Below are 26,986 nucleotides of genomic sequence, written 5' to 3'. Positions count from 1 at the left end.
ATAACACCAAAAACCATAAAATAAGCATGGTTTTTAGTGTCATTTTTAACTTGAAATAACGTGTTGAGGATGTGCTATTAAAAACAGATCCGCATTGCGCCGCGAATAGCGTTAAAGATACAACCCGGTGCGGAGAGCGCGAGTTTACTCTACCGCTTATTCACGTATCACAAACCGTTTTTGTTTTATCTGCTGCGCGGCGCTGATCAGCACGGCAAAAAAGAGCGCCGCGGCACCGCAAAGCGTGGCGTTGATAATTGCCGACGCGCCATTGCCTGACAGACTGGCGGCGAGCGGACCGAGAATTTGCCCAATACCATACGTTAGCGTCACCAGGCCTAACAAATTAATATTGCCCGGCGCGCTGAGTTGTCGGGCAAGCGGCATCACCAGCGAGGTTGTGCCCATAAACGTGGCGCCAAAACCAATACTGCTCAGTATTAACAGCAACAACGAGTCGCTGGCGAGAGACAGTAGCACGCAGGCGCTCTGGATCAACAGATTCGCGGTCAGACATGGCAGGACGCCCCAATGTTTTGCCGCCCACAGCCAGCCGAAGCAGCCGGGAATGATCGCCAGGCCGACCAACGACCAAAGATGCGCCGTGAGTAGTGGAGAGCCCGCGCTTTTCGCCATCAGCGGCAAATAGGTAGCGACAATGATGTAGCCGAATCCGGCGAAACCGTACAACAGCGCCAGTTGCCACCAGGGCATAGGCTGATTTTCGATTCTTGCTAAAGGCGCAGGCGGCAGCGCATGAGCGCGGGGGGGAATCAACATTGCCACGATTAATAGCAATATACCGGCGAGCGCTCCGGCCCCCAGCCATAGCGAATGGGCCGAAAGCGCATAATGTAAACCGCCAATGACATATTCGTTGCCCAGTGCAATCCCGGCCCCGACGCCGGAAAAGAGCGCGGCGATCACAAACGGATGGCGGGTATGATGCAACACAATCATTGATCCAAAAATCATCATTCCCGCACTCGCGACGCCTGCCAGGAAGCGTACCAACATGACGACCGCGGGCTGAGTAAATATCGCCATAGACAGAATAAGAATACCGGTGGCGACCGCCGAAGCCAGCAGCATGGGGCGTAGACGAGAGGGGAGATGAAAAAGGCCAAAGGAAAACAGTAAGCTTCCCGCCAGGTACCCTGCATAATTGGCGCTGGCAATCCAGGAGAGCTGATTAAACGTTAGCTGCTTTTCCGCCAGCATTACCGGCAGCATGGGCGTATACAGAAAGCGGCCAACTCCCATCCCCAGCGTCAATACCATCATACCGAAAAGCGCCGTAAAAATGGGATGGCGAGGTGAAGCGCTCTGAGCATGAACCATGGTTTTTCTCTTTGCTAAAGTAAGGCAGGAATGCCGGATTGTTGTTGTAAATGATAATAAAAAGTAAAATTAATGTTTCAAATTTGCAAGAAAAGAAAGTGAAGCGCAGGCGAATAACGGATTGAGAAGAGGGGCATCGGTGGGAAATGGCATTAAATTAATGCCTCCCGCGTGCGGGGTTTGGCAGTTAATCTGAACGAGAACGGCGTTAAATACTGAGCAGTGCCGGTATTTGCGACAGTAAATATAACACCAGACCGATAGCGCCGCCGACCAGCGTGCCGTTCACGCGGATAAACTGCAAATCTTTACCGATATTAAGCTCAATCTGCTGCGACATATCGCGCGCATCCCAGCCTTTTACGGTATCGCTGATGTGGCGCGTCAGGAAGGCGGCGAATTCCGGCGCGACCCGGTGCGCGGCCTGTTCCAGATGACCGTTAAGCGAGGCGCGTAATGCGTCGTCGGCGATCAGCGTCTCGCCAAACCATTGTCCGGCATGAGCGATGCGCTGCTTTACCTTCGAGTCTTCGGCGTTGATATCTGTTTTTAACCACTGACGTAGATCCGCCCAGATCTCGCCGAGATAACGGTTAAACGCCTCATCTTCCTTCAGGTAACTTTTAATGTTTTCTGCCCGGGCAGCCATTTCCGGATCATGTTTAAGTTTATCGATCAGCTTATACGTCGCGCGATCGAAGGCATGACGAATCTGATGCGCGCGATCGTGACTGATATCATCCAGCAGAGAATTTACCGCGTCGGAGACCAGTTCAGCGCTGTGTTCTCCCAGCCATTCGGTCGGCAGAATCTTCGCTTTTAACGGATGCTCGGTCTCCAGCCAGCGTATGATCTGTCTGGCGATAAATGTTCGGGAGCTGTCACGCTGTAACAGGGCGATAAGCTGGGCGATCAGCGTATCGAGTAACACCTGGTGACGATCGTTTTTGGTCATGCTTTCCAGCATCAGGGCGCTGGTGCCGGAAAGATCCACTTTATCAATCGCCTTATGTACCGCTCGCTTGAGCAGCCGCTGAATACGGGCGTCATCGGTCAGTTCCAGAAAGCCGCTCATAATTTGCAGCAGATGCTGCCCGACCCGGCTGGCGTTGTCCGGCTGGCTGAACCAGTTTCCGATAAGCAGCGCGGGTTCATGGCGGCGGATTAGCGCGATCAGCGACTGCGTATCAAGGAACTTCTCCTGCACAAATTGCCCTAGATTTTCGCCGATTCGGTCTTTATTACGGGGAATAATCGCCGTATGTCGTGAAATAAACGGAATGGGAATGCGGCGAAACAGCGCCACCACGGCAAACCAGTCCGCCAGCGCGCCAACCATCGCCGCTTCGGCAATAGCTTTTACGCCCAGCACCCAGAAACTGGGCGGCAGGAAAAGCGTGGTTACAAACGTCGCGGTGGCTATCAGCAACAGTGAGAGCGCCAGGCGTTTGGCGCGTTTGAGTTCGGCGATTTTATTCATAGGGTTAAGGATAGAGCCAGACGGCAGGAACGTGCAAAAAACATCAGATTATCCTGTGCCGGATAAGCCTCTATCCGGCAGAGTCGTTACTTCTCAGCGGCCAGTTCTGCCGCCTCATGCTGGCGCACGCGCTGTAATAGTGTCGCCAGAGTGAAGACCACAATCACTCCGGCCACCGCTGCCAGCAGGTGAAATGGCAGTCTCCCGCCGTGAAACCACAGCCAGCGGCCAACTTCGACCGACACCGCCATCACCGTCAGAATCACCATGTTCAGCGAGGCCGAAACCGTCCCTTTTGGCAAGTTGTTGGAGAAAAGCGTGAAGCGAAACAGCGTCGGGAAAATCATTCCAATGCCGAACGCGTACAGGCTGGTGCCCAGCACAGACCAAAGCCAGACGTGCGGCAGAAGAAGATTACCGAGGAGTAATGTCGCCAGCCCGCTTAACTGGATTGGTACGGCGCGCCAGATAAAACGCGGTCGGGTTGGATCTTTTACCAGGCGCACAACGATCATATTGGCCACGATCACCGCGCCGAATACGGGCACCTGCGCCCAGGCGAATTGCGAAGTACTCATCCCGCCGGCATCGATCAGGATCACCGGCGACACCGCCACCCAGCTCATCATCGGGATGTAGCTCAACGACAGCGTCGCCGCCCCGGTGAGAAAAATCGGGTTGCGAAACACATTACGAAAATCGCGCAGTACGCTCACCGCGCTGAACGGCACCGCGCCGCGTTGCACCGTTTCCGGCATCGCCAGCAGCAGGCCGCACAACGCCAACAGTCCCATCACCGCAATAATACCGAACAGCACCTTCCAGTGAACGAAGTGCATCAGCGCGGCGCCGGAGAGCGGGCCGATAACCGGAGCGACCAGCACAATGGAGGTAATAATCGCCATCAGCTTAATGGCTTTGGTTTGACCGAAGGCCTCCTGTACCGTGACGTAGCCGACCGTTGCGATAAAGCAAATGCTGGTGCCCTGCACAAAACGGGCAACCAGAAACTGCGTCATTGAGGTCGTCAACAGCGTTGCCGCGCAGGCGAGAGTAAAAATTAATGCCCCTGCAATCAGCACTGGCCGGCGGCCAATCCTGTCGGATAGCGGCCCCAGAAGCCATTGCAACGCCATTCCGCCCGCCAGATAGAGACTGACCGAGGCCGGCGCAAGACTGACGTCAGCATTAAAATCGCGCACGACGTTAATGATGCCAGGCTGAATCAGATCCGTCGTCAGATAGGCGGCAAAATCGTACAAAATCAGCGCCATCGGGAAAAATAACGTTGTGGCGCGTTGGGAGAAAAACTGAATAATCCGTTGCATAAAAAATGCGCTCCATGTCGGAGAACCCCATGATGGGACAGCGAAACTCAATACCGTCATCGTGACGTCAGGCAGGCGATGGAAACAGCGGCTGCGGATGTACTGAATTTCATGTAATCAAAAACGCTGCCGGTGAAAACACAGACAGGAAGAGACGCGTTCTGAATCTCGTCAGAACGTGTGGCGATTACAGATAACAATCAGCACATCACACCTCGGGAAATTTACGTTGCACGGAAAATATACACATTAAGTGTAATTAAATTTTGATGTTAATCAAAAGAGTTTGTCTGGTTAATAAAGATAAAGGCAGGGCGCGCAGGCTGGTATTTTGCGTGTTCAGTTCCGAAAATGCATGTGCATTACAGATAACAGGATTTATCTTCCGTCGCGCCTCGCAATGCTGAAAAGGTACGGATGAGAAAGGAATTTTCAGGAGGTAGAGTCGCAGCATCCTGGTTTGGGGTGATGGAGCGCCATGAAAAAATCGACGACCTCAACACCGCATGATGCGGTGTTTAAAACCTTTTTGCGCCACCCGGAAACCGCCCGCGATTTTATGGAGATTCATCTGCCGGTGTCGTTACGCCAGCTTTGCGACCTGCGGACGCTAAAGCTGGAACCCGGCAGTTTTATTGAAAAAAATCTGCGAGCCTATTATTCCGATGTGCTTTGGTCGCTGAAAACGCGCGAGGGCGACGGTTATATCTATGTCGTGATTGAACATCAGAGCACGCCGGATGCGCATATGGCGTTTCGGCTGATGCGGTATGCGATGGCGGCAATGCAACAGCATCTGGATGCGGGGCATAAGCATCTTCCGCTGGTGGTGCCGATGCTGTTTTATCACGGTGTTGATAGCCCGTATCCTTTTTCGCTGTGCTGGCTGGATGAGTTTGCGAACCCGGAAGTGGCAAGAAGACTCTATGCCGCTGCCTTTCCGCTGGTCGATATTACGGTGGTATCGGATGATGACATTATGCAGCACCGCCGCATTGCGCTGCTGGAGCTCATCCAAAAACATATCCGCCAGCGCGACCTGCTGGGACTGGTTGAACGGATTGCTTCGCTGTTAGTTACTGGTTGCGCTAATGACAGGCAGCTTAAAGCGCTGTTTAATTATCTTATGATTCAGCACGGACATACGCCTCGTTTCACCACGTTTATTCGTGATGTGGTAGGGCATGTCCCGCACACTAAGGAGAGACTGATGACGCTGATAGAGAGGATCCGCGCAGCGGATCGCAGAAAAGGGGAACGGCAAGGAAGACAGGTTGGTCTGGAGGAAGGGCTGGAAAAAGGGCTGGAAAAAGGTCAGCGTGTTGCCGCATTGCGTATCGCCAGACAGATGCTGGCGGACGGACTTGACCGCGAGACTGTCCAGCGGTTCACCGGCCTTACGGCTGAAGAGCTTCAGGATGTTAGCCACTAACGCGGTTCCAGTCTGAATGTTGCAGGCCCGGTGATCGCCGGGCAACGCTCTCTGTAATTATCGCTGATAACCGCACGAATATACCGAACTTTACCGATAGCGCCAGCCATCTCTACTACCCTTATTGTTCTGAGCGGCATTTACGGCTGCCTTAATGACGATAACAAGGAGACATGTGATATGGCTTACCAGACAGTGAATCCTGCCAATAATCAGCTCATTAAAGAGTATCCCCCGCACACGGACGCGGATATTGAAGCCGCGCTGCAAAAAGCTGACGCGCTCTATCACTCCGACTGGTCCAAAGGAGAGATTGACCAACGTCTGCCGGTACTGCATAAGCTGGCTGACTTGATCGACAGCCGTGTTGAAGAACTGGCAAAAATCGCCAGCCAGGAGATGGGTAAGCTCATCGAGCAGAGCCGTGGCGAAGTCAAACTGTGCGCGCAGATCGCTCGCTATTATGCGGATAACGCGAAGCAGTTTCTTGCCCCGGTGCCTTATAAAACCGAGTTTGGCGACGCGTGGGTAGAACATCATCCGATTGGCGTCATCATGGCCGTTGAGCCGTGGAACTTCCCGTACTATCAGTTGATGCGTGTGCTGGCGCCGAACCTGGCCGCAGGTAACCCGGTGCTGGCGAAACATGCCAGCATCGTACCACACTGCGCCGAGACATTTGCCCATCTGGTGCGTGAAGCCGGCGCGCCGGACGGCGCATGGACCAACCTGTTTATTTCCTCCGATCAGGTGGCGAACATCATCGCCGACCCGCGCGTGCAGGGCGCGGCGCTGACCGGATCTGAAAAAGCGGGGAGCGCCGTGGCGGCACAGGCGGCGAAGCACATTAAAAAATCGACGCTGGAACTGGGCGGGAACGATGTGTTCGTCGTGCTGGACGATGCCGATCTTGAGAAAGCGGTGAAAATTGGCGTGCAGGCACGACTCACTAATGCAGGGCAGGTATGTACGGCGGCGAAGCGCTTTATCCTACATGAGAAAATCGCCGATCAATTCCTCAGCCAGTTCACCGAGGCGTTCAGGAAGGTGAAGGTGGGGGATCAGATGGACGCTTCTACCGAACTGGGGCCGCTGTCGTCGAAAGATGCGCTGGAAACATTGACCAGACAGGTCGAGGACGCGGTGAAAAATGGCGCGACGCTGCACGTTGGCGGCAAGCCGCTGGAGAGCAAAGGCAACTTCTTTGAGCCGACCATTCTGACCCACATTACGCGTGACAACCCGGCGTACTTTGAAGAGTTCTTCGGCCCGGTGGCGCAGATGTATGTGGTGAAAGACGATGACGAGGCGGTAAAACTAGCCAACGATTCCCACTACGGCCTGGGCGGCGCGGTGTTTAGTCAGGATATTGAGCGTGCTAAACGCATGGCCTCCCGGATTGAAACCGGGATGGTTTATATCAACTGGCTGACCGATACCGCAGCGGAGCTGCCGTTCGGCGGCGTTAAGCGTTCGGGCTTCGGACGCGAGCTATCGGATCTGGGGATTAAGGAGTTTGTGAACCAGAAGCTGGTAGTGGTGCGCCGCTAATCCCTGTTGCCCCTCTGAAAACGGGAGGGGCCTGGCTTTTTTGCAGCGAAGGACGCGGATCTTAAATCAGAACGAAACAAGCGAACAAAACCCCCTCAATTGCCCTCCTTATTTATCCACGTTGTACTAACCGTGCTTTTTATCCCGGTATTGTTTGTACAGACATTCATGATGCCCGCATTTTCTGTTCTATGCGGAGGCCGGTATGGAATTTTACGAGAACCGCCCCAGACAACCATTCATTGGCTTTGTGCAGCTCAGACGGGCGCTAAAAAGGTGGTGGCTGCGTAAGCGGGCCTGTCAGGCGCTGCGGCGAATGAGTGACGAGCAGTTAAGGGATATCGGGTTGGAAAGGAAGGATGTGGAATAGTGGATCTATTCAAGGGCAATAGTAGTTAAAGGATTTTATGATATATTACTATGCCCTTATGTTATGCGTGCTCACTATTTTATATCATTAATATTAATATCATTAATCTTTTTCTCAATATATTTTTCTGGTTTTACCTTAGTTTTTTGCTCAATTGCATGATATTTTTCCTTATCAATGGTTATAGTCATTTTTTCTTTTTTGTTAAATATGCATGGAATGATAATGGCGGCTGCAATTATCAGTAACATTATTATGGCTGCATGAATTTTGCTTTTAGGAAATCCTTTTAATTGAGTACACAGGATTGTTATACATTTATGTATAAGATAAGGGAAGGATAGAAATAAAACAAATGGGTAAGCAAAATTTATGGCATGTTTTCCATAGTAATTATTATTTATTATCAGCGAACCAATACAGAATGCCATCATACAAAATAGAGATATTCCGAAAGATAAGAAGGATATAACGAAAGAACCTTGCATAATTCTTTTATGTAACTCTTTCAAAATATTATTTGTAAGCTTCTCTAGTTTAGTGTTATTACAAACAACTACCAGCATCGCAAAAAAAATCTCACATAAGGCAAGCGAAAATAACGTATTGAAGACCATGTAATTCATCAGCGTTTCGAAAAATATACTTTGCTGAAGATAGTATGGTAATAGTGCATTGACCTCCATAAATAAAGTACATAGAAATCCCAGGATGATATAAAAAATTAATCCTTCATTTCTCCAAAGCGTAATGTTTTCTTTTACTTTTAGCTGCATGGTTTCCCTTCAATCATTGATATTAATTATAATTAAAGCTGGCAAGGGTTCTTTGCCAGCTTATTTTATGTATTTACTTAGATCCTGCCATCACGCTGATAAACGCCTGCACCTGCTTTTGCTTACGCGCCGATAGCTTGCACACCTGGCGCAGCGACTGCATCAAATCGCTTTCTTCTGGTTGCGGCTGCTGTGCGCTGAGCACAATACAGCCGTTCATCACCTTTACATCGACCTGCGTACCGGTGGTAAACCCGGCGTCTTCCAGCCACTGACCTTTCAGGGTAATAGCGGGAATACGGTTGTAATCCGGGTAGCGGCTCGCATAACTCACGGTCAAGTGACGGTTATTTGTCGGGGAGACTTCAGGATCGGTGAATTCTGCAATAGAATGCGGGGTAGTCATGGTCTCTATTCCTGTTTAATAGGGATTGTGATTAGCGGTGCGGGCGTGTTGGCGCACGCTCGCACCGCGCTAAATACCTGGATATATCATCAGTAAATAAAAGAAAAGTCCAGCTGAAAATCAATGAAAATAAGCCGCTGGATGAGAGGTGATATTATATTTGGTGATGAGAATAAAGCGGCTATTTAGCCACTTTATTGGTGTCCGAGAGTGGGTTAATTTATGGCGGCGTCGGCATTATAAGAAGGAAAGGGTTCGAATGATGCAGACCCTATTCATCTGCCCCTCATTGATTTAACTTGTAATGAACTGCCACACAATCCAGCAGCCAAAGGCGATCAGAATGCCGCCGGCGGCGCGTTCAATTTTCCAGACAAGATTACCCAGACGACCTTGAATTTGCGGCAGGGCGATAAGCGTTATCAGCAGCAGATCCCAGAGTAACACTACGCTGGTCATCCAGATTCCACATATGGCCTGCTGTGTAACGGTCACGTTTGGGCCCAGCAGGGCGGTCATTAGCGCCAGATAAAACAGAGCATTTTTCGGATTCAACAGCGATGAACCTAGCCCCAGTAATAGTTGTTTTGCCAGTGACGGACATGCCGATGCGGCGTACCGCCACTCCAGCGGCCCGGCGCGGCTTTTCAACAGTTGACGGCCCACCCATAGCAGGTAGGCGGCACCCAATAGTTCGATGATGGTAAAGAGCAGCGGCGTCTGACGTAGTAGCCCTGACCCAATCACCACCAGCAGAATATAGAGCCCATTTCCCGCCGCAATGCCGAGGCACAGCCCGACGCTACCGCGCAGCCGATAGCGTACGGCGTAACCGACCAGCAAAAAGAAGTCCGGACCCGGGCTGAGCAGCGCCATAAAATGCGCCAGCGCCAGTGCGGGAAACGCCGGAGGAAATAACGTTGTAACCTGTTCCATAGTAACCTCAGTGATGGTACTGAGGTCAGCCTATACCTGCGGATGCGCTATTTATTGTCGGATATTGATCTGTTCTGCGCGTACTGACGCGGCGTTGCCGCCGTGTAGCTGACGAAGGTTTTGTGGAAATGACTTTGATCGGCGAAACCGGTCTGATAGGCAACATCGGCAATATCGTCCCCGGCGCGCAATCGGTGCCGGGCATATTCAATGCGGGCCATATTGGTAAAGCTGACAGGAGTCAGGCCTGTATCCTGCTTAAAAGTGCGAATCAGAGTCTCCTTACGGAGCGCAAACTCCTGCGCCAGTGTGTCCAGCGTCGGCGGTTCCTGAAGGTTGCTGACTAAGCGGGCAACCAACTGGCGGCTGATGGCGCATGGCGGTTCGGCGTCGGCGCTTTGTAGCGGCAGGGCGCGCAACAGGTGGATAATAAGCGCCGGAAGTCCGGCGGTTTGTTGCTGAGTAATAGACGTCACAATTTGCTGATAAAGCTGGAAAAGCTGCGGGTCCTGCAACTGTGGCTGCGTGGTATGCAGGCGGCTATTCGCCGGCAAATGGGGGAGCTGCGTCAGGCACCAGTCCGCATCGAGATACAGCATATGATAGCTGCGTGGTCGCTCGTGGAGCGGGTTACAACTGTGTGGAGATTGCGGGGGGATCAGGATCAGCTCGCCGGGGCGTAACAGATACTCTTGTCCGTTACTGATGCAGCGGGTTTCTCCGGCGATGATTGCGCCCAGCGACAGTTGCGGGTGGCTGTGGCGCTTATAGGCCTGACGGCTTTCACTGGTGGTACGTAGCTCCAGCCACGGCAGTTGTGGCAGACGCCAGAAGCGTTGGTGAATATCTCGGATAAGGGGCATACAATCTCCTGTGCGGCCCGGCTTTTCTGCGCCCGTTTACTTCCTTAACCCCGCAAACGCCGCTCTGATCTCGTCTTCCGGCAACTGGATCCCGATAAATACCAGCGTGCTGTGTGGCGTTTCGTCGCCCCACGGTCTGTCCCAGTCGGCGCTGTAGAGGCGCTGCACGCCCTGGAACAGCAGACGGTTGGGTTCGCCGTCGATCCACAGCATCCCTTTGTAACGCAGCAGTTTATCCGCTGATTCCAGCAGCAGGTTTTCCATCACCCGCGAAACCTCGCTGATATCCACCGGGTAATCCAGCTCCACCACAATTGACGACACATCGTTCTGTTTATCGGCAATAAAGTGGAAACGCGGTTGGCTTGCCAGCACGTTCTCTTCCAGCATAAAGCCGCTGGTATTAAACAACTGACTCAGGTCAATATCGCCGTGTACCACGGTGTAAACCGGGGCGCGAGCGTTGATACGCGCCAGCCGCTCGCGCAGCTTCTCGCTGTCGCCTGCCACGTCGGTTTTGGTCAGCAGGATACGGTCGGCGTAGCCTATCTGCGACTGGGCGATGGTGAACTGGTTCATCTGCTCGTTAGCGTGCACCGCGTCGACCAGCGCAATCACGCCGTCTAACAGGTAGCGTTCGCATAATACGTCATGGGAGAAAAAGGTCTGAATAATCGGGCCGGGGTCAGCCATGCCGGTGCATTCAATCACCAGGCGGTCGAAAGCAATATCGCCGCGGTCGCGGCTGTCGAGCAGGTCTAATAGCGCATCTTCCAGCTCGTTGGAGCGGGTACAGCAGATGCAGCCGTTGGTCAGGGTTTTGATCTGTGTGGCGCGATCGCCAATCAGTTGATCGTCAACGGAGACTTCGCCAAATTCGTTTTCGATAACGGCGATTTTAAAACCATGTTGTTCGTTGAGGATATGGCGTAGTAGGGTGGTTTTGCCGGCACCAAGAAAACCGGTAAGTAGGGTAACTGCAATCGGGGTCATAGTCTCTCCATTAACAACAGCGCATACCGCCTTTGCCATCGCCGCCGTAACGTGCTTGCTGACGTTCGCGGAAGAACTCTTCATAGGTCATGTACGGCTTGTCGGGATGGTTGGTTTTCATGTGCTCGACATAGTTGTCGTAGTCCGGAATACCAATCAACATTTTTGCCGCCTGGCCGAGATATTTTTTTGCCTGACCTAAAGTATCAAACATTCTGCCGTCCTGTTAATGAATAAAGCCGGATGGCGGCTTGCGCCTTATCCGGCCTACACTAGCCGGGATCGCTGCGCGCTACCCGGCATCAGTTTTAGTGGTGTGAAGAGATCTTCACGCCGCCTTCCGGCACGGGCACATACGGGGTTTCTTTGTCGGTACGTTTATCGCTGTTGCGTACCTTCATCCAGGTGGTGAAACCGTAGAAGATAATACTGTACACCACCACCAGGAACAGAATACTCAAACCAGCGTTAGTGTAGTTGTTCACCACGATATGGTTCATGTTGGCAATCTGCTGCGCGGTCAGGTTGGTGCCGTTGGCAATCTTCTCTTTATACAGGTTTGCCATGTAGAAGAAACCTTCCATCTGTGGGTTGGCGCTGAACAGTTTCAGGCCCAGCGCCCAGGTGGTGCAGATCAGCAGCCATACCGCCGGGATCACCGTCACCCAGATGTACTTGGTGCGCTGCATTTTGATCAGTACCACGGTGCTCAACACTAGCGCCACGGCGGCCAGCATCTGGTTAGAGATACCGAACAGCGGCCACAGGCTCTTCACGCCGCCCAGCGGGTCGACCACGCCCTGATACAGCAGATAGCCCCACAAACCGACGCAGCCTGCGGTACCGATGATACCCGCGACCAGAGAATCGGTTTTTTTCAGGAACGGGACGAAGTTACCCAGCAAATCCTGCAACATAAAGCGGCCGGAACGAGTACCCGCATCCAGTGCGGTCAGGATAAACAGCGCTTCGAACAGAATACCGAAGTGATACCAGAAGCCCATATCCGCCATCGGCAGGACTTTGTGGAACACATGCGCGATACCTACTGCCAGCGTTGGCGCGCCGCCTGCGCGGTTCAATACTGACGGTTCACCGATATCTTTCGCAGTTTGCAGGATTTGTTCCGGGGAAATCACAAAGCCCCAGGAGCTGACGGTCGCCGCTGCATGTGCGGTAACGTCTTTCAACTGCGCCATAATCAGCGGCGCGTTCTCGCCGCCCATCTCGTGCAGGTTTGGCATGGTAATGCCCAGACCTGCCGGCGGGGTGTTCATCGCGAAGTAGAGACCCGGTTCAATGATCGAGGCCGCCACCAGCGCCATCACCGCAACAAAGGACTCCATCAGCATCGCGCCGTAGCCGATAAAACGCGCATCGGTCTCACAGGCCAGCAGTTTCGGCGTGGTACCGGAAGAGATGAGCGCGTGGAAGCCAGAGACGGCGCCACAGGCGATGGTGATGAACAGGAACGGGAACAGAGCGCCTTTCCACAGCGGGCCGGTACCGTCGACGTACTGCGTCAACGCCGGCATTTTCAGTTCCGGGTTGAGGATTACAATCCCCAGCGCCAGACCGACGATCACGCCGATTTTCAGGAAGGTAGCGAGATAGTCGCGCGGGGCGAGGATCAGCCATACCGGCAGCAGCGCGGAAACAAAGGCGTAGCCGATCAGCGCGAAGGTAATGGTGGTGTCTTTAAAGGTTAGCGCCGGGCCCCAGTAAGGGTCGTGGGCAATCACGCCGCCGAAGTAAATAGACGCCACCAGCAGCACGATACCAATAACGGAGACTTCGCCTACGCGTCCCGGACGCAGGAAGCGCATGTAGATGCCCATAAATAGCGCAATCGGCACCGTTGAGCAGACGGTGAAGACGCCCCACGGGCTTTCGGCCAGCGCTTTAACCACAATTAATGCCAGCACCGCGAGGATGATGATCATAATTAAGAAGCAGCCGAACAGCGCGATGGTGCCTGGAACGGTACCCATCTCTTCTTTGATCATCTCGCCAAGAGAGGCGCCGTTACGGCGGGAAGAGATGAACAGCACCATAAAGTCCTGCACTGCGCCCGCGAGCACTACGCCCGCCAGCAGCCACAGCGTCCCCGGCAGATAGCCCATCTGCGCGGCCAATACCGGCCCGACCAGCGGACCTGCGCCGGCGATGGCGGCGAAGTGGTGACCAAACAGCACGTAGCGGTTAGTCGGCACGTAGTTCAGGCCGTCGTTATTGATAACCGCCGGTGTCGCGCGCGTCGGGTCGAGTTTCATGACCTTCTGGGCGATGTACAGGCTGTAGTAGCGGTAAGCCACCAGATAGACGGAAACGGAAGCGACCACGATCCACAGGGCGCTCACGTGTTCACCCCGACGTAGGGCAACGACCGAGAGGCAGAAAGCACCGATGATTCCGAGAATCACCCAGGGTATGTGCTTGAATATCTTTTTCGTATCCATAGTAAAACCTGGTTGTAAGTTTAATTATCAGCCGAAGCTGGGTGGACATTGAGTTCGTGTTTGAGGAGGTAGATTGACTGCTATGCTGAGAGGATCTTGCCAGATCATCGCGCGCGTAAAGTTAGGTAAATCAGTGAGTGGTTGTATGGCGGTTTAAGCGGTCGGACGTACCGGTAAGCGGTTTCGCGGAGGAGGGCGTGGGCTATTTTATGTGATTGAGATCACGATATAAAATGGGACGATCCTTGTTGTGCGAGGCGCCATAACGACTTCACTGAGCTAATCGTGATATTAATGGCGCGCATCCCATAAAGTTTTCCCTTTCCAGGCCGAAAATTCTGTATCTGTCTAGCGGAAAGAGAAAACATGTTAAAGCGAATTAAAATTGTTACCAGCTTACTGCTGGTATTGGCGCTATTTGGCCTTTTACAACTGACATCCGGCGGGCTGTTCTTCAACTCGCTGAAGAATGACAAAGAAAACTTCACCGTATTGCAAACCATTCGTCAGCAGCAGTCTGCCCTGAATTCAACCTGGGTGGAGCTGTTGCAAACGCGTAATACCCTGAATCGCGCGGGTATCCGCTGGATGATGGACCAGAGCAATATTGGCAGCGGCGCAACTGTCGCTGAACTTATGCAGGGGGCGACTAATGCGCTGAAGCTCACCGAAAAAAACTGGGCGCAGTATGAGTCGTTACCGCGCGATCCACGTCAGAGCGAGGCGGCTTTCCTTGAGATCAAACGAACCTATGATATCTACCACGGCGCGTTGGCGGAGCTTATTCAGCTTCTTGGCGCGGGTAAGATTAACGAGTTTTTTGATCAACCGACTCAAAGCTATCAGGACGCTTTTGAGAAGCAGTACATGGCCTATATGCAGCAAAACGATCGTCTGTACGATATTGCTGTTGAGGATAACAACAGTTCCTACAACCAGGCGATGTGGGTACTGGTCAGTGTGCTGATTGCCGTTCTGGTGGTCATTATCGCCGTCTGGTTCGGCATCAAACTGTCGCTTATCGCCCCGATGAATCGTCTGATTGAAAGTATTCGCCATATCGCCAGCGGCGATCTGGTGAAACGTATTGATGTGGAAGGCTCTAACGAAATGGGGCAACTGGCGGACAACTTACGTCATATGCAGAGCGAACTGGTGCGTACCGTGGGCGATGTGCGCAATGGCGCCAACGCCATTTACAGCGGCGCCAGCGAGATTGCGATGGGCAACAACGATCTCTCTTCCCGTACTGAGCAGCAGGCAGCGTCTCTGGAAGAGACCGCCGCCAGTATGGAACAACTGACCGCCACCGTGAAACAGAACGCCGAAAACGCCCGTCAGGCCAGTCACCTGGCATTGAGCGCCTCTGAAACAGCGCAAAAAGGCGGCAAAGTGGTGGATAACGTCGTACAAACAATGCGCGATATCGCCTCCAGTTCGCAGAAAATCGCCGATATTATCAGCGTAATCGACGGTATTGCTTTCCAGACCAATATCCTGGCGCTGAATGCGGCGGTAGAAGCGGCGCGCGCAGGCGAGCAGGGACGCGGGTTCGCGGTGGTGGCCGGTGAAGTCCGTAATCTGGCCCAGCGTAGCGCGCAGGCGGCACGGGAGATCAAGAGTCTGATTGAGGATTCCGTGAGCCGTGTTGATGTGGGTTCGACGCTGGTCGAAAGCGCCGGTGAAACCATGGATGAGATCGTCAATGCAGTGACCCGCGTGACCGATATCATGGGCGAGATTGCCTCGGCGTCCGACGAGCAAAGCCGTGGTATCGACCAGGTGGGCCTGGCGGTAGCGGAGATGGATCGCGTAACGCAGCAGAACGCCTCGCTGGTGGAAGAATCCGCCGCCGCGGCTGCGGCGCTGGAAGAGCAAGCCAGCCGTCTGACCCAGGCCGTCGCGGTGTTCCGTATTCAACAGCAACAGCAGCGTGCGCGTGAAGTGGCAGCGGTAAAAACCCCGGCAGCCGTGTCGTCACCAAAGGCCGCTGTGGCCGATGGCAGCGATAATTGGGAAACGTTTTAAGGGCGTATGGTGAACAGTCGGCCTACAGATGACCGTAGGCCGAATGAGATGCTCACACTTTTGCCTGATGGCGCTTCGCTTATCAGGCCTGGCAGTCCGCGCAGGCCGATTTTAAACCAGCATCAGGCGCATGGCGCAGCGTGATTTATACGCCAGGCCGTGCGCCGCTTCCTCCTCTCTTTTCTGATATCGCGCGCTAATCCAACGTTGAGTGAAGGTGTGCGGTGATCCACAAAAAATGAATAAAGCAAGAGATTGCACGACAGGAGAGCCTTGTTTCGCGGCATCATAATTGCTGATGTGATAATCGTGAGAGGATACGATGCGCAAAGATGCCCTGCTTGCTTTCCTGATGAACCAAACGGATTTTTTTGATCCGGAAAATGTCAGTGAGGTGTTTACCGCGCGCTATCTGGCGCAGCGTTTTAATATGCAGCGCAATACCGCCAGCCATTATCTGAACCAACTGGTGGCGCAGGGCGTGCTCTGCAAAATCAATACCCGTCCCGTCTATTTCCTGCATAAGCAGGCATTTAGCCAACAGTTTTTTACCCTTTCGCGTAATGAATACGCCAGCGTCGCGGAGCTGTTAGCGCACGGGGAACAGGAGTGCGCGCCGGACGATCACTTTTCCCTGTTGATTGGCCATAACGAAAGCCTGAAGCGCCCGATTGAGCAACTGAAAACCGCGCTTTTTTATCCCGACGGCGGACTGCCGCTACTGATGACCGGCGAAAGCGGCACCGGGAAAAGTTATCTGGCGCAGCTCATGCACGAATATGCCATCGCCCAGGCGCTTCTGTCGCCGGATGCGCCATTTATCAGTTTTAATTGCGCCCAGTATGCGAGCAATCCCGAACTGCTGGCGGCGAATCTTTTTGGCTATGTGAAGGGCGCGTTTACCGGCGCGCAGAGCGACAGACCGGGCGCGTTCGAGGCGGCTGACGGCGGCATGTTATTTCTGGATGAAGTCCACCGGCTGAGCGCCGAAGGGCAGGAGAAGCTCTTTACCTGGCTCGATCGTGGTGAAATTTATCGGGTAGGCGACACCGCGCAGGGGCATCCGGTTTCGGTACGTTTGGTATTTGCGACGACCGAAGAGATACACAGTACCTTTCTGACGACATTTTTGCGGCGCATCCCGATTCAGGTCAACCTGCCGGATCTCCAGCACCGCAGCCGCCAGGAAAAAGAGGCGCTGATCTTACTGTTTTTCTGGACGGAGGCGAAAAAACTCTCGGCCACGCTTATCCTCAAACCGCGTTTGTTGCAGATCCTCAATCAGTATGTTTATCGCGGCAACGTCGGCGAACTGAAAAATGTGGTGAAGTATGCGGTGGCGACGGCATGGGCGAAAAAGCCTGGGCAGGAAACCGTTACCGTGTCGCTGCACGATCTGCCGGATGCCATGCTGTCGGCATTGCCGTCACTAAATGAATCGCTGGCGGACGACACGCCGGTGAGCATCTCGCCCGACACGAACCTGACCTGGCTGCTGCGCGCCCGCGACGAGATGCAGGGCATGATCCATGATACGCAGTGTCATGTGCTGGCGCTGTACGAGCTGGTACGTAGCGGGAAAGAGGGGTGGGAGACGGTACAAAAAAGAATGGGCGATGAAATTGAAGCTCTCTTCGATCGTCTGATTTTTACCGGCGACGATAATGTGCACTCCCAGCGGTTGCTGTTAATTACAAGCCAGGTGCGGGAAGAGTTTTATCGTCTGGAGAAGCGTTTCAATATGCAGCTTAACGGCAACTGTATTTACGCGCTTAGCCACTATTTAATCCATCGTACCGCACTGGCGCCTTCTCGTCTCAACAGCGAGCAGATCCGCCAACTGGACGCCTTCCTCGCCCAGAAATATCCGCTGCTGTACAGCTTCTGTTTACAAATTCTGGAGACGCTGGGCCAGAAGCTGGATCTGGAGCCGAGACGCATTGATATGCTGCTGCTGGCGCTTTGGCTGCATAAACAGGGGGCTAACAACCAAAAACAGGTGACGCATGCGGTGATTCTGGCGCACGGCTATGCCACCGCCAGCAGTATCGCCAACGTCGCCAACCGGTTACTGAAAAATACGATTTTTGAATCGTTCGATATGCCGCTGGACGTCACGCCGGAGGCGATAGCGCAGCAGGTGATGCGCTATCTGGAAGAGCATCCGCTCGCCTCCGGCCTGATGATTCTGGTGGATATGGGATCGCTCAAGGCCATTCATCGTCATTTTGATCGCGCGCTTTCCACGCCGGTGACGATTATCAACAACGTCTCGACCAGCATGGCCCTGTATGTCGGGGAGCGTATTTTACAGGGGCATTTTATTGAAGAGATCGCCTGCGATATCGCCCGGGATGTGCCGGTCGAGTATCAGCTCTACTGGCCGAAAAGCAACAAACCGCGCGCCATACTGACCACCTGCGCGACCGGTATCGGTGTGGCGACAAATCTTTGCGCATTACTGAGCGCCAGTATTCCGCAGGCGCTGGAGATTGACGTCGTCGCCTGCGATTATGCGATGCTGGCGAGCAATAAAACCCAGGAGCCGGTATTTATGCGCTACGACGTACTGGCGATAGTCGGCACGCTGGACCCGCACATCGCCAGCGTGCCGTGGATTTCGCTCGACTCGCTGATCTCCGGCGAGGGGAATCACTATCTGATGCGGCTGTTTGGTTCGCTGACCACGCCGGAGCAGGTGGCGGAGATCAACAACCTGCTGCTGAAAAACTTCTCGCTCCGACGAGTGATCGAATCCGTCACCATCCTCGACACCAGCAAAGTCATCAACCACGTTGAGCAGTTTCTGCTGCGCTATGAGCATCTGGCGGGCGTTACCGTCTCGAATGAAAGAAAGGTGGCGCTCTATGTGCATATTAGTTGCCTGATTGAGCGTCTTATCCGCCATGCGGGTATTACTGCCTGGAGTGGGCAACAGTGTCCGGAACAGGAACTGAATCGGCTACGGGAAGCGTTTAGTGTCATTGAGAGTAACTACAGTGTCAAAATCCCCACCGCCGAGCTTGGCTATATCCATAATATCCTGACCTTCGAAACAGAACTTATCGAGCAAGATCAACAGTTTTAACGACTTCCCTCTGTTAACCCGCATCTTTTTTCGGCGCGCCACTTTTTCTGGCACGCCGCTTGCTCTCTTTTATCACAGTGGAATGTGTTTTAGAGGTCAGGATGAAGAGACATTATATTTTCGCCAGCCACGGCACGCTGGCCAGCGGAGTTTTAAACTCCGTGGAGCTGATTTTAGGCAAACGGTCAAATGTCTGGACGCTGTGCGCTTACGTTGAAGAGAGCGTGGATTTAAGCCAGCAGGTAGATACGCTAATTGCCCGGATCCCGCCGGAAGATGAAATTATTGCGCTGACCGATATTTTTGCCGGCAGCGTGAATAATGAATTTGTCCGTTATTTATCACGGGAAAATTTTCATCTGCTGGCAGGGATTAACCTGCCGCTGGTTATCGATCTCTTTATGTCGGAAAACGATGGCAATACCACGCATACCATAATGACGGCGTTAGCGGATTCAAAAGAAAATATTCAGTACTGCAATCAAACTATCACCAGCGCCATGCAAAGCGATAAAGATTTTTAAGGGGAGGAAGCGTCATGATTGTTTTTTTACGGGTGGATCATCGTTTATTACATGGACAGGTCGCCTTTTCCTGGACGCAGTACGTTGGCGCCGACTGTATTTTAATTGCCAACGACAGCGTACCTAATGATGACCTGCGTAAAACCACCATTAAAATGGCGAAGCCGCCCGCGGTGAAGCTGGTTATTAAAAATATTGCCGATTCAATTGAAGTGATAAAAAGCGGCGTTACCGATAAATATAAACTTTTTATTGTTGTTGAATCCGTGGCGGATGCGTACCGGCTGGCGCGCGAATTACCCGACATTAAAAGTATTAATTTAGGCGGCACGAAGGTGCGTGAAGGGAGTCAGAATATTGCTAAAGCCATCAATCTGTTAGCGGATGAAATGACTCAACTTCGGGAGCTGGCGGCTGGCGGAGTAGAGATAGAAATTCGGCTGGTGCCTAACGATCGTAAACAACTTTTTGCCTGAGCGGATACCCTCCTGAGGACATATTATGGTAGAGGCGCTTTTACTTGGACTGGTGGCGTTTATCGCCCAGTCTGAATATGCATTAGGGACGTCGCTGATTTCCAGACCTATCGTGACCGGACTGTTAACCGGACTGGTGCTGGGCGACATGGAAACCGGAATTGTGATGGGCGCGACGCTGGAGTTGGCGTTTATCGGTTCCTTTTCGGTGGGCGCGTCGCTGCCGCCGGATGTGGTCACTGGCGGTATTTTAGGTGTGGCCTTTGCGATTAATTCCGGCGCCGGGGCGGAAACCGCGCTGTTATTAGGTTTGCCTATCGCGACACTGGCGTTAATTGTGAAAAATATCTATAACGGAATGTTTATTCCGTTGCTCTGTCATAAAGCCGATGCTTACGCTGAGGTAGGGGATACCCGGGGCATTGAGCGTATGCATTTAATCTCCGGCATTGGGCTGTCGCTGACGTTGGGGATTATCGTCACGGTCTCTTATTTAGCGGGCGTGAATATGGTTAAAGGTTTTCTGGATGCCATTCCAGAGTTTATTAAACATGGATTAAGCGTTGCCACCGGTATTATTCCCGCGCTGGGTTTTGCCATGCTGGCGCGCTTATTAATTAATAAAAAGGTCGCCCCCTATTTTTTCCTCGGTTTTGTTTTAATGGCGTATTTAAAAATTCCGGTGACGGGTATTGCGATTCTTGGCGCGATCGTCGCCGTCGTGATGGTCAATATGCCGAAATTTGCGGCCTCGCAACCGGCACCTGCGCAAGGAGCGTCTCATGACGATGAAGATGATTTCTGATAAAGACCGCCAGCAGGCGGAAACCACTGGTCTGGTCACCGCGCGTGATTTACGCCGCGTCTTCTGGCGGTCATTCCAGATGGAGTTTTCCTGGAACTATGAACGACAAATGAACCTGGCGTTCGTCTATACGCTCATTCCGGTATTAAAGAAACTGTATAGCCGAAAAGAAGATCTTGCCGAAGCGCTAAAACGCCATCTGGCTTTCTTTAATACCACGCCGCACATTGTGACGTTGATCCTCGGAATTACCGTGGCGATGGAGGAGAAAAATAGCCAGCAGAAAGAGATGGACGCCAGTTCTATCGATAACGTCAAAGCGTCGTTAATGGGGCCGCTGGCGGGTATTGGCGACTCTTTTTTCTGGGGAACATTGCGTCTTATCGCCACTGGCATCGGTACCAGTCTGGCGCTGAAAGGCAATATTCTGGGGCCGATTTTATTTCTGCTGGTGTTTAACGTACCGCATATTCTGGCCCGATGGTTCTTTACCCGCTGGGGCTATGTGCTGGGAACCGGCGTACTGCAACGTATTCAGCAAAGCGGAATGATGGAAAGCCTAACCTATGGCGCCTCGATTATCGGTCTGATGGTGGTTGGCGCGATGACGGCCTCCATGATTGATATCACCATTCCCATTACGTTTGGTACGGGAGAGGCGAAAACCCATGTTCAGGACATTATTAACGACATCATGCCTTGTCTGCTGCCGTTAATTAGCTTCGCCATTGTGTACTGGCTGTTAGGGAAAAAAGTGAAACCGTTAACCATCATTGGCGGTATTGCGCTGGTGGGAATTTTCGGTTCCTGGATAGGGTTATTTTAAGAGGGATACACAATGTCACCAACCATGCTGACCTATATTAACGAAGAGTCTGACGTCCTGGCGAATATTATTCTCCGCCATCGCCAGTCGCTGGAAGAAGTATCGCGGTTCGCCAGCCAAAAAACGTTACGACGAATCCTGATATTAGCCACCGGATCGTCATTGAATGCCGCCTTTTGCGCCCGTTATTTCTTTGAGCGCTGCGGTATCTCTATCGATATTAAAGAGCCGTACACCTTTAGTCATTATGAGAATAGCGATCCGCAAGCCGATATGGTTATTGCTATTTCCCAGAGCGGGAAAAGCGCTTCTACCCTGGAGGCGATGCGTAAAGTTCAGGCGCAGGGACGTCCGGTATTCGCTCTGACCGCCGATCCGCAAAGCCCTTTTGGCAAGGCCAGCGATTATCCACTGGATATTCTGACCGGGATTGAGTCCGTCGGCTTTGTTACCCGTGGATTTAGCGCGACGGTACTGAATCTGTTGCTTATCGCGTTGTTAATTGCCCGTCAGCAGCAGCGACTGACGGAATCGCAGGTCGAGGAGTATGTGGCGCAGCTTCAACGCATCGCGGCAACCCTGCCGTTGGTTATCGTGCGTACGGAAGCGTTTATTCACCAGCACCAGTCCGTTTTACGAAACGGGACGCGTTTTGTGGCGATAGGCTACGGCGCGCTGGTTGGGGTGGCAAAAGAGTTGGAAACTAAATTTACCGAGACGGTGCGTGTTCCCTCAAGCGGGTTTGAGCTGGAAGCCTATATGCACGGCCCGTATCTGGAAGCCAATGCGGAACATGTGATGTTCTTCTTTGAGGACCGGCCCGATGCGCGCTCCAGGGCGCTACGGGAGTATATGACGCCTGCGGTCGCCAAAACCTTTACTCTCACGCTGGCGAAGGCGGCGCAGGATGACCAGACGCTTGCGCTGGATGTAGCGGTTGATCACCATTTCTCGCCATTGCTGTTGATTGTGCCGGTACAACTCATGGCGTTTCATATCGCCTCACTGAAAGGCATCGACCTTTCGGTACGCATTTTTGACGATTTCGATCGCGTTTTAAAAAGTAAAATCTGAACAATCAGGAGAAAAGTATGTTGGGTTTTAATCAGGACGAGTACCTGACGAGTGCTCGTGAGATCATCGCTGCGCGCCAGAAGGCAGAACAGGTTGCTGACGAGATTTATCAGGCCGGGTTCAGTTCTTTATTTTTCGCCTCTGTTGGCGGTTCACTGGCGCCAATGATGGCAATTAATGAATTTGCCAAAGAATTAACAACGTTGCCGGTTTATGTTGAGCAGGCGGCAGAATTAATTCATAAAGGAAATAAGCGGCTGAATAAAGACTCCGTGGTTATTACGCTGTCTAAATCCGGTGATACCAAAGAATCGGTGGCGATCGCCGAGTGGTGTAAAGCACAGGGAATACGCGTAGTCGCTATTACCAAAAATGCGGACTCTCCGCTGGCGCAGGCGGCGACATGGCATATTCCGATGCGTCACAAAAATGGCGTGGAATATGAATATATGCTGCTGTACTGGCTGTTTTTCCGCGTGCTGTCGCGCAATAACGAATTCGCCAGTTACGATCGCTTCGCCAGCCAACTGAAAATTCTGCCGGCGAATCTGCTGAAAGCGAAACAAAAATTTGATCCGCAGGCTGATGCTATCGCCAGCCGTTATCATAACAGCGATTATATGATGTGGGTCGGCGGCGCGGAGATGTGGGGCGAGGTCTATCTGTTCTCCATGTGTATCCTGGAAGAGATGCAGTGGAAGCGCACGCGCCCCGTCAGCTCTGCGGAATTTTTCCACGGCGCTCTGGAGCTGCTGGAAAAAGACGTTCCGCTCATTCTGGTGAAAGGGGAAGGGAAATGCCGCGCGCTGGATGAACGCGTTGAGCGCTTCGCCAGTAAGATTACCGATAACCTGGTGGTGATTGATCCGAAAGCGTATGCGCTGGACGGCATTGATGATGAGTTCCGCTGGATCATGGCGCCCTGCGTCGTCTCGACACTGCTGGTTGATCGGCTGGCGGCGCACTTCGAGAAATATACCGGCCACAGTCTGGATATTCGTCGTTACTACCGTCAGTTCGATTATTAACAGAAAGGGGCGTGTAGCATATACAGTGCCTGATGGCGCTTCGCTTATCAGGCCTGTGCGCCAGTTTATTGATAAAGATGATGTGTAGGCCGGGTAAGGCGCAGCCGCCACCCGGCATATATGACATTCTCTTTTAACCCTCAACATTCACCACTTTGATCTCCACCATGCCAATCCCCAATTTGCGCGGCGAATGGCCCAAAATATTACCTTCGTTGGTGGAGACGGGAGCGGGCGGCGCAATGACTAGGGTATTCGCGTCCGTCGGGTTGTTGAAATGCAGCGTGATAGTGGACACATCGTGACCCAGCACCAGCGTCTGTTCTTCGTTGCCTACGCGTACCGGAATCGGCCGATTCGCGTTGTCGCCGAAGGCTTTGGCGGTGATCACCAGATCAAACTTTTTCGGCAGCGGCGCTTTATATTCGATTTTAACCTCATCGCCCAACTGCGCATTTGACCAGCGCCCCCAGGACTCCGGCCGGGAAATGCCGCTAAACTGCTTCACCTCCTCCGGCGCGCCCGCCACGTTAAAGATAAAGCTATCGGCTTTATAACGAATATCGTTATCGACAATCTTTAAAGTATCGACGTTGCCTTTGTAGCGTTCCATATCGATCATCGTGTCTTTAAACGTCGTCTTACCCTGCCACTGCGCTTTATCGACATGCTGTACGGTTTGCTGCCCGCCAAGCTGCCCCTGCGAGACGCACCAGTCGGTGGAGAGCGCCAGCGCCGGCGCCCATAGCTGCGCCATTTTGTAGCAGCGATCGATCCAAACGAAATTATCGCGCGGGGCGAAGTCGGCCAACTGGAACCGCAGCGGAGCGGAGTATTCACTTTCCGGTAACGGTTCAACACGCTTATCCGATACGCGCAGTAGTAACGGCAGGCGGAAGTGGCTGCCGGAAAACGCGATCATGTTTTTGTCCCGATCGATAGTGAACGCTTTTATCTCTTTCGGAAAATTCCACAGGCGAATAATATCCGGCTTCATCGCCAGCACTTTCTCTTTTACATTCAGGAACACTTCCGACAGCGACTGCCCGGAAAGGCTGCTACGTCCCAGACCGATAAAATTATCGCCGCCGAGAATATCCAGCACCGTTGCGCCGTTGTCCATCGTGTTGCGTTTGACCGCCAGCGCCTCCTGCTGCGGTTTATCGCCGCGCAGAATGAAAAACAGATTGTTGCGATCTTGCTTATTCAGGTATTTCCAGGCGGTATTGTTCATCGCCAGATGGTCGGAAGAGACGACGATAACGGTATCTTTAAACCACGGTGACGCTTTGATTTTGTTGATAAACTCGGCGATGTTTTCCTGGCTGCAACTTACGGCTCTAAAGGACTGGTTGGGCTTGCCGTCGTAATCGTAGCGTTTGCGGTTGCAGGTGCGTGAGATAAACCCGTCCGGGTGGTGAGTATCTACGGTCAGCGTAAACAGCGAAAAACGCTGGCCTGAGCGGGAAAGCGCTTCAAATTTCTTCCATGCCTCATCAAGCACCGTATCGTCGTAGAAGCCCCAGTCGTTACGATAAGACGGGTCTGCCACCACCGTTTTCAGCTCTTCAGCGCCGTACAGATGATCAAATCCGTGTGATTTCAGGAACACGTCTTTCCCGGCAAAACGCAGGTTAGCGCCCTGCACGAAATAGTTCTGGTAGCCGGAGTTTTTCAGAATATCGCCGAGGCAGATATTCTGCGGAAAGAAGCTGGACACCGACGCTGAGGCATTGCCCTCAAACGGCGCAAAGAGCGGAATACCACACTGGGAAGCCACCATCCCGGCGATGGTGTAATCCGTTCCCGGCAGTTGCATGGTATGGCTGAAATCCAGCCCTTCATTTTTCAGCGCGCCCAACTCTGGCGTGAGATTGGGGAAAGCGTCATTATCAAAATAGGTCCGTTCCAGGCTCTCGCCGTAGATATAGACCAGATTGAGCTTCGGATTAGGAATGGTTTTTGCTGGTTCTTTATAATAAACGGCAAAATCCGGATCGCCATCGCGCATTTGTGATTTTACCAGTTCGGTGATCTGGCGAAACGCCGGGCTGGCGTCGACAGAACCCAACGCCAGCAGTAACGCCAGCAGGCTGTAACCGACATGATGCGGATGGTGACGGCGGCGGCGTAGTACCCATCCCAGCGCGCCGAATACCGCCACTAACGCCAGGGCAATGCCGATTCCCGGCAGAATATATTTGCCGACTCCCGCTCCCGTCAGACTATTCGTGAGCGTATAAAGCACTGCGTCGTTGATCCCGTCGCCGGTAAAATAGTCGCTGGCATACAGGGTAATATTCAGAATGACAAAAAGTCCCAGCACCGTGAGAGTGGCGGCAAACCACCAGGTGTTACGGCCCGCCTTCCAGGCATATATCAGCACAGAGGCGAGAAACAGAGCGACAGAGAGCAACTCGGACAACTGACGATCCTCAATAAACCAGGCTTATCGCTGGCAGGAAAAAATTTCTAACAATGTAATAGCGATGTCACATTGCTGCAATTCTAATGACTTTACACGGCGCTATTATTTAGAATGAGTTTAGAAAGTTGTTTTTTTGATCGGCATCACTTCCTGACATAGCGGTTAATAACAGGAAAAGACGAAAGGAAAAGTCGGGTTAATGCCGTGCTGGCGGGTAAAGGGCCAAAACACGGCTTTTATCAGGACGTCCCGGCGTGGCGCACGGTCAGAAAAACGCAGTCAGGAAAGGAAATTCAGCCCTTGCTGCAACACCAGATCGCAAGCTTTGGTTTTCACCTTTTCCGCCAGCGGCGTACTGCCGATATTATTGAGGTTCAACTGCTGGCCGTCCTTCGTCTTGAGCAACCCTTGCAGGCCGTTCAGGTAGTTAGTGTCCTGCTCCTGCTGTGTAGTATCCAACCCCAACTTGTTCAGAATCTGATTTTTAACGTTTTCCACGTTGGTAGCGGACGCCAGCTTCTGTTTGGCGCAGTACTGCAAAATTCCGGCGGCATTATTCATATTATCAGCGCTGAGCGACTGGGCGCCGTTGCTGAGCAGACCGGTTAGCGCCGAAAGCGACATCCCGCCCTGCTGTGCGTTCGCGCCCTGAGCGCTTAACTGACTGGCGGCGCTGGAAAGCGAATCCTGCCAGGAGGCGGCGATACCGCTGGTGGAAATCAGTACGCAGGCGACCGCCGCGCAGCACAGAACATGTTTCGCTGTATTCATGGT

Annotated in this window: 25 protein-coding genes and 1 pseudogene; 11 read left to right on the top strand and 15 right to left on the bottom strand. The window is 52.8% G+C overall.

From position 1 onward, the window contains the following. Positions 1-156: 156 nt before the first annotated feature. The 3 genes from ACLJRE_RS11515 to mdtM form a co-directional block, all read right to left on the bottom strand. The gene (locus ACLJRE_RS11515; protein ID WP_023212770.1) at positions 157-1,341 is read right to left on the bottom strand and encodes an MFS transporter; all 1,185 of its coding nucleotides are present in this window, start codon (positions 1,339-1,341) and stop codon (positions 157-159) included. A gap of 208 nt (positions 1,342-1,549) precedes the next feature. Beyond that, complete coding sequence (locus ACLJRE_RS11510; protein WP_023212769.1) at positions 1,550-2,821, bottom strand: DUF445 domain-containing protein; 1,272 nt, start codon at positions 2,819-2,821, stop codon at positions 1,550-1,552. A gap of 86 nt (positions 2,822-2,907) precedes the next feature. Further along, positions 2,908-4,149 (bottom strand): multidrug efflux MFS transporter MdtM, encoded by a 1,242-nt coding sequence (mdtM, locus tag ACLJRE_RS11505; RefSeq protein ID WP_001188918.1) that lies wholly within the window; start codon positions 4,147-4,149, stop codon positions 2,908-2,910. Positions 4,150-4,627: 478 nt separating this feature from the next. On the opposite strand from mdtM, the gene ACLJRE_RS11500 reads away from it, so the two are divergent. Further along, a complete protein-coding gene (locus ACLJRE_RS11500) occupies positions 4,628-5,581 on the top strand; it encodes an Rpn family recombination-promoting nuclease/putative transposase (protein ID WP_000749996.1) in 954 nt (317 codons plus the stop codon). Here ACLJRE_RS11500 and ACLJRE_RS11495 read toward each other — a convergent pair. Further along, positions 5,578-5,721 carry a hypothetical protein gene (locus tag ACLJRE_RS11495; RefSeq protein ID WP_153247006.1) on the bottom strand — a complete coding sequence of 48 codons (144 nt, stop codon included), beginning with the start codon at positions 5,719-5,721 and terminating at the stop codon, positions 5,578-5,580. The genes ACLJRE_RS11500 and ACLJRE_RS11495 overlap by 4 nt on opposite strands. A gap of 40 nt (positions 5,722-5,761) precedes the next feature. Between ACLJRE_RS11495 and ACLJRE_RS11490 the strand changes: the two genes are divergently transcribed. Further along, on the top strand, positions 5,762-7,132 hold the full coding sequence (locus ACLJRE_RS11490; RefSeq protein WP_023212768.1) for an NAD-dependent succinate-semialdehyde dehydrogenase: 1,371 nt from the start codon (positions 5,762-5,764) through the stop codon (positions 7,130-7,132). A gap of 95 nt (positions 7,133-7,227) precedes the next feature. On the opposite strand, the gene ACLJRE_RS11485 is transcribed toward ACLJRE_RS11490, so the two are convergent. After that, positions 7,228-7,371 carry a hypothetical protein gene (locus tag ACLJRE_RS11485; protein WP_001647387.1) on the bottom strand — a complete coding sequence of 48 codons (144 nt, stop codon included), beginning with the start codon at positions 7,369-7,371 and terminating at the stop codon, positions 7,228-7,230. Between ACLJRE_RS11485 and yjiS the strand changes: the two genes are divergently transcribed. Continuing rightward, the gene (gene yjiS, locus ACLJRE_RS11480; RefSeq protein WP_000397917.1) at positions 7,338-7,502 is read left to right on the top strand and encodes a DUF1127 domain-containing protein YjiS; all 165 of its coding nucleotides are present in this window, start codon (positions 7,338-7,340) and stop codon (positions 7,500-7,502) included. The genes ACLJRE_RS11485 and yjiS overlap by 34 nt on opposite strands. A gap of 74 nt (positions 7,503-7,576) precedes the next feature. Here yjiS and ACLJRE_RS11475 read toward each other — a convergent pair whose 3' ends face one another. The 7 genes from ACLJRE_RS11475 to btsT form a co-directional block, all read right to left on the bottom strand. Further along, complete coding sequence (locus ACLJRE_RS11475; RefSeq protein WP_023197696.1) at positions 7,577-8,278, bottom strand: hypothetical protein; 702 nt, start codon at positions 8,276-8,278, stop codon at positions 7,577-7,579. Between the two features lie 73 nt (positions 8,279-8,351). Then, positions 8,352-8,684, bottom strand: a complete 333-nt coding sequence (gene symE / locus ACLJRE_RS11470; protein ID WP_001647389.1) for an endoribonuclease SymE — start codon at positions 8,682-8,684, stop codon at positions 8,352-8,354. Between the two features lie 294 nt (positions 8,685-8,978). Then, positions 8,979-9,620 (bottom strand): LysE family translocator, encoded by a 642-nt coding sequence (locus ACLJRE_RS11465; RefSeq protein ID WP_000438685.1) that lies wholly within the window; start codon positions 9,618-9,620, stop codon positions 8,979-8,981. Positions 9,621-9,667: 47 nt separating this feature from the next. Further along, entirely contained in the window at positions 9,668-10,483 is an 816-nt protein-coding gene (locus ACLJRE_RS11460) for an AraC family transcriptional regulator (RefSeq protein ID WP_001128427.1), read from the bottom strand. Positions 10,484-10,519: 36 nt separating this feature from the next. Then, positions 10,520-11,476, bottom strand: a complete 957-nt coding sequence (gene yjiA, locus ACLJRE_RS11455; protein ID WP_000187838.1) for a GTPase — start codon at positions 11,474-11,476, stop codon at positions 10,520-10,522. Positions 11,477-11,486: 10 nt separating this feature from the next. Continuing rightward, on the bottom strand, positions 11,487-11,690 hold the full coding sequence (locus ACLJRE_RS11450) for a YbdD/YjiX family protein (protein WP_000460616.1): 204 nt from the start codon (positions 11,688-11,690) through the stop codon (positions 11,487-11,489). Between the two features lie 94 nt (positions 11,691-11,784). Continuing rightward, positions 11,785-13,935, bottom strand: coding sequence for a pyruvate/proton symporter BtsT (gene btsT, locus ACLJRE_RS11445; protein ID WP_000379928.1), 2,151 nt, complete (start codon positions 13,933-13,935; stop codon positions 11,785-11,787). A 366-nt stretch (positions 13,936-14,301) separates the two neighbouring features. Between btsT and tsr the strand changes: the two genes are divergently transcribed. Then, on the top strand, positions 14,302-15,963 hold the full coding sequence (gene tsr / locus ACLJRE_RS11440; RefSeq protein ID WP_000919521.1) for a methyl-accepting chemotaxis protein: 1,662 nt from the start codon (positions 14,302-14,304) through the stop codon (positions 15,961-15,963). 111 nt (positions 15,964-16,074) lie between these two features. Here the strand turns inward: tsr and ACLJRE_RS11435 are convergent. Beyond that, positions 16,075-16,149 (bottom strand): annotated as a pseudogene (locus ACLJRE_RS11435) (GNAT family N-acetyltransferase); the annotation flags it as partial. 136 nt (positions 16,150-16,285) lie between these two features. On the opposite strand from ACLJRE_RS11435, the gene ACLJRE_RS11430 reads away from it, so the two are divergent. The 7 genes from ACLJRE_RS11430 to ACLJRE_RS11400 all read left to right on the top strand — a co-directional run bounded on the left by ACLJRE_RS11430 (position 16,286) and on the right by ACLJRE_RS11400 (position 23,784). Beyond that, on the top strand, positions 16,286-19,051 hold the full coding sequence (locus ACLJRE_RS11430) for a sigma 54-interacting transcriptional regulator (protein WP_023212767.1): 2,766 nt from the start codon (positions 16,286-16,288) through the stop codon (positions 19,049-19,051). A 101-nt stretch (positions 19,052-19,152) separates the two neighbouring features. Beyond that, positions 19,153-19,575, top strand: a complete 423-nt coding sequence (locus tag ACLJRE_RS11425; protein ID WP_000820693.1) for a PTS sugar transporter subunit IIA — start codon at positions 19,153-19,155, stop codon at positions 19,573-19,575. A 14-nt stretch (positions 19,576-19,589) separates the two neighbouring features. Further along, the gene (locus ACLJRE_RS11420; protein WP_410957391.1) at positions 19,590-20,051 is read left to right on the top strand and encodes a PTS sugar transporter subunit IIB; all 462 of its coding nucleotides are present in this window, start codon (positions 19,590-19,592) and stop codon (positions 20,049-20,051) included. Between the two features lie 25 nt (positions 20,052-20,076). Beyond that, positions 20,077-20,856, top strand: coding sequence for a PTS mannose/fructose/sorbose/N-acetylgalactosamine transporter subunit IIC (locus ACLJRE_RS11415; protein ID WP_000228866.1), 780 nt, complete (start codon positions 20,077-20,079; stop codon positions 20,854-20,856). Beyond that, entirely contained in the window at positions 20,834-21,682 is an 849-nt protein-coding gene (locus ACLJRE_RS11410; RefSeq protein WP_000178065.1) for a PTS system mannose/fructose/sorbose family transporter subunit IID, read from the top strand. The genes ACLJRE_RS11415 and ACLJRE_RS11410 overlap by 23 nt, the downstream gene beginning before the upstream one ends. A gap of 12 nt (positions 21,683-21,694) precedes the next feature. Then, positions 21,695-22,756: an SIS domain-containing protein gene (locus ACLJRE_RS11405; protein ID WP_000075417.1), complete on the top strand. Its 1,062-nt coding sequence runs from the start codon at positions 21,695-21,697 to the stop codon at positions 22,754-22,756. Between the two features lie 17 nt (positions 22,757-22,773). Further along, positions 22,774-23,784, top strand: a complete 1,011-nt coding sequence (locus ACLJRE_RS11400) for an SIS domain-containing protein (RefSeq protein ID WP_410957389.1) — start codon at positions 22,774-22,776, stop codon at positions 23,782-23,784. A 133-nt stretch (positions 23,785-23,917) separates the two neighbouring features. Here ACLJRE_RS11400 and opgB read toward each other — a convergent pair whose 3' ends face one another. Continuing rightward, on the bottom strand, positions 23,918-26,209 hold the full coding sequence (gene opgB, locus ACLJRE_RS11395; protein WP_023212766.1) for a phosphatidylglycerol--membrane-oligosaccharide glycerophosphotransferase: 2,292 nt from the start codon (positions 26,207-26,209) through the stop codon (positions 23,918-23,920). Positions 26,210-26,491: 282 nt separating this feature from the next. Then, positions 26,492-26,983, bottom strand: a complete 492-nt coding sequence (locus ACLJRE_RS11390) for a DUF2501 domain-containing protein (protein WP_001090316.1) — start codon at positions 26,981-26,983, stop codon at positions 26,492-26,494. Positions 26,984-26,986 lie beyond the last annotated feature (3 nt).

This window comes from Salmonella sp. SAL04157, from assembly GCF_046551635.1.
Lineage (GTDB): Bacteria > Pseudomonadota > Gammaproteobacteria > Enterobacterales > Enterobacteriaceae > Salmonella > Salmonella enterica.
The sequence above is the reverse complement of the archived record's forward strand: the minus strand, read 5'-3'. Positions and strand labels throughout refer to the sequence as shown.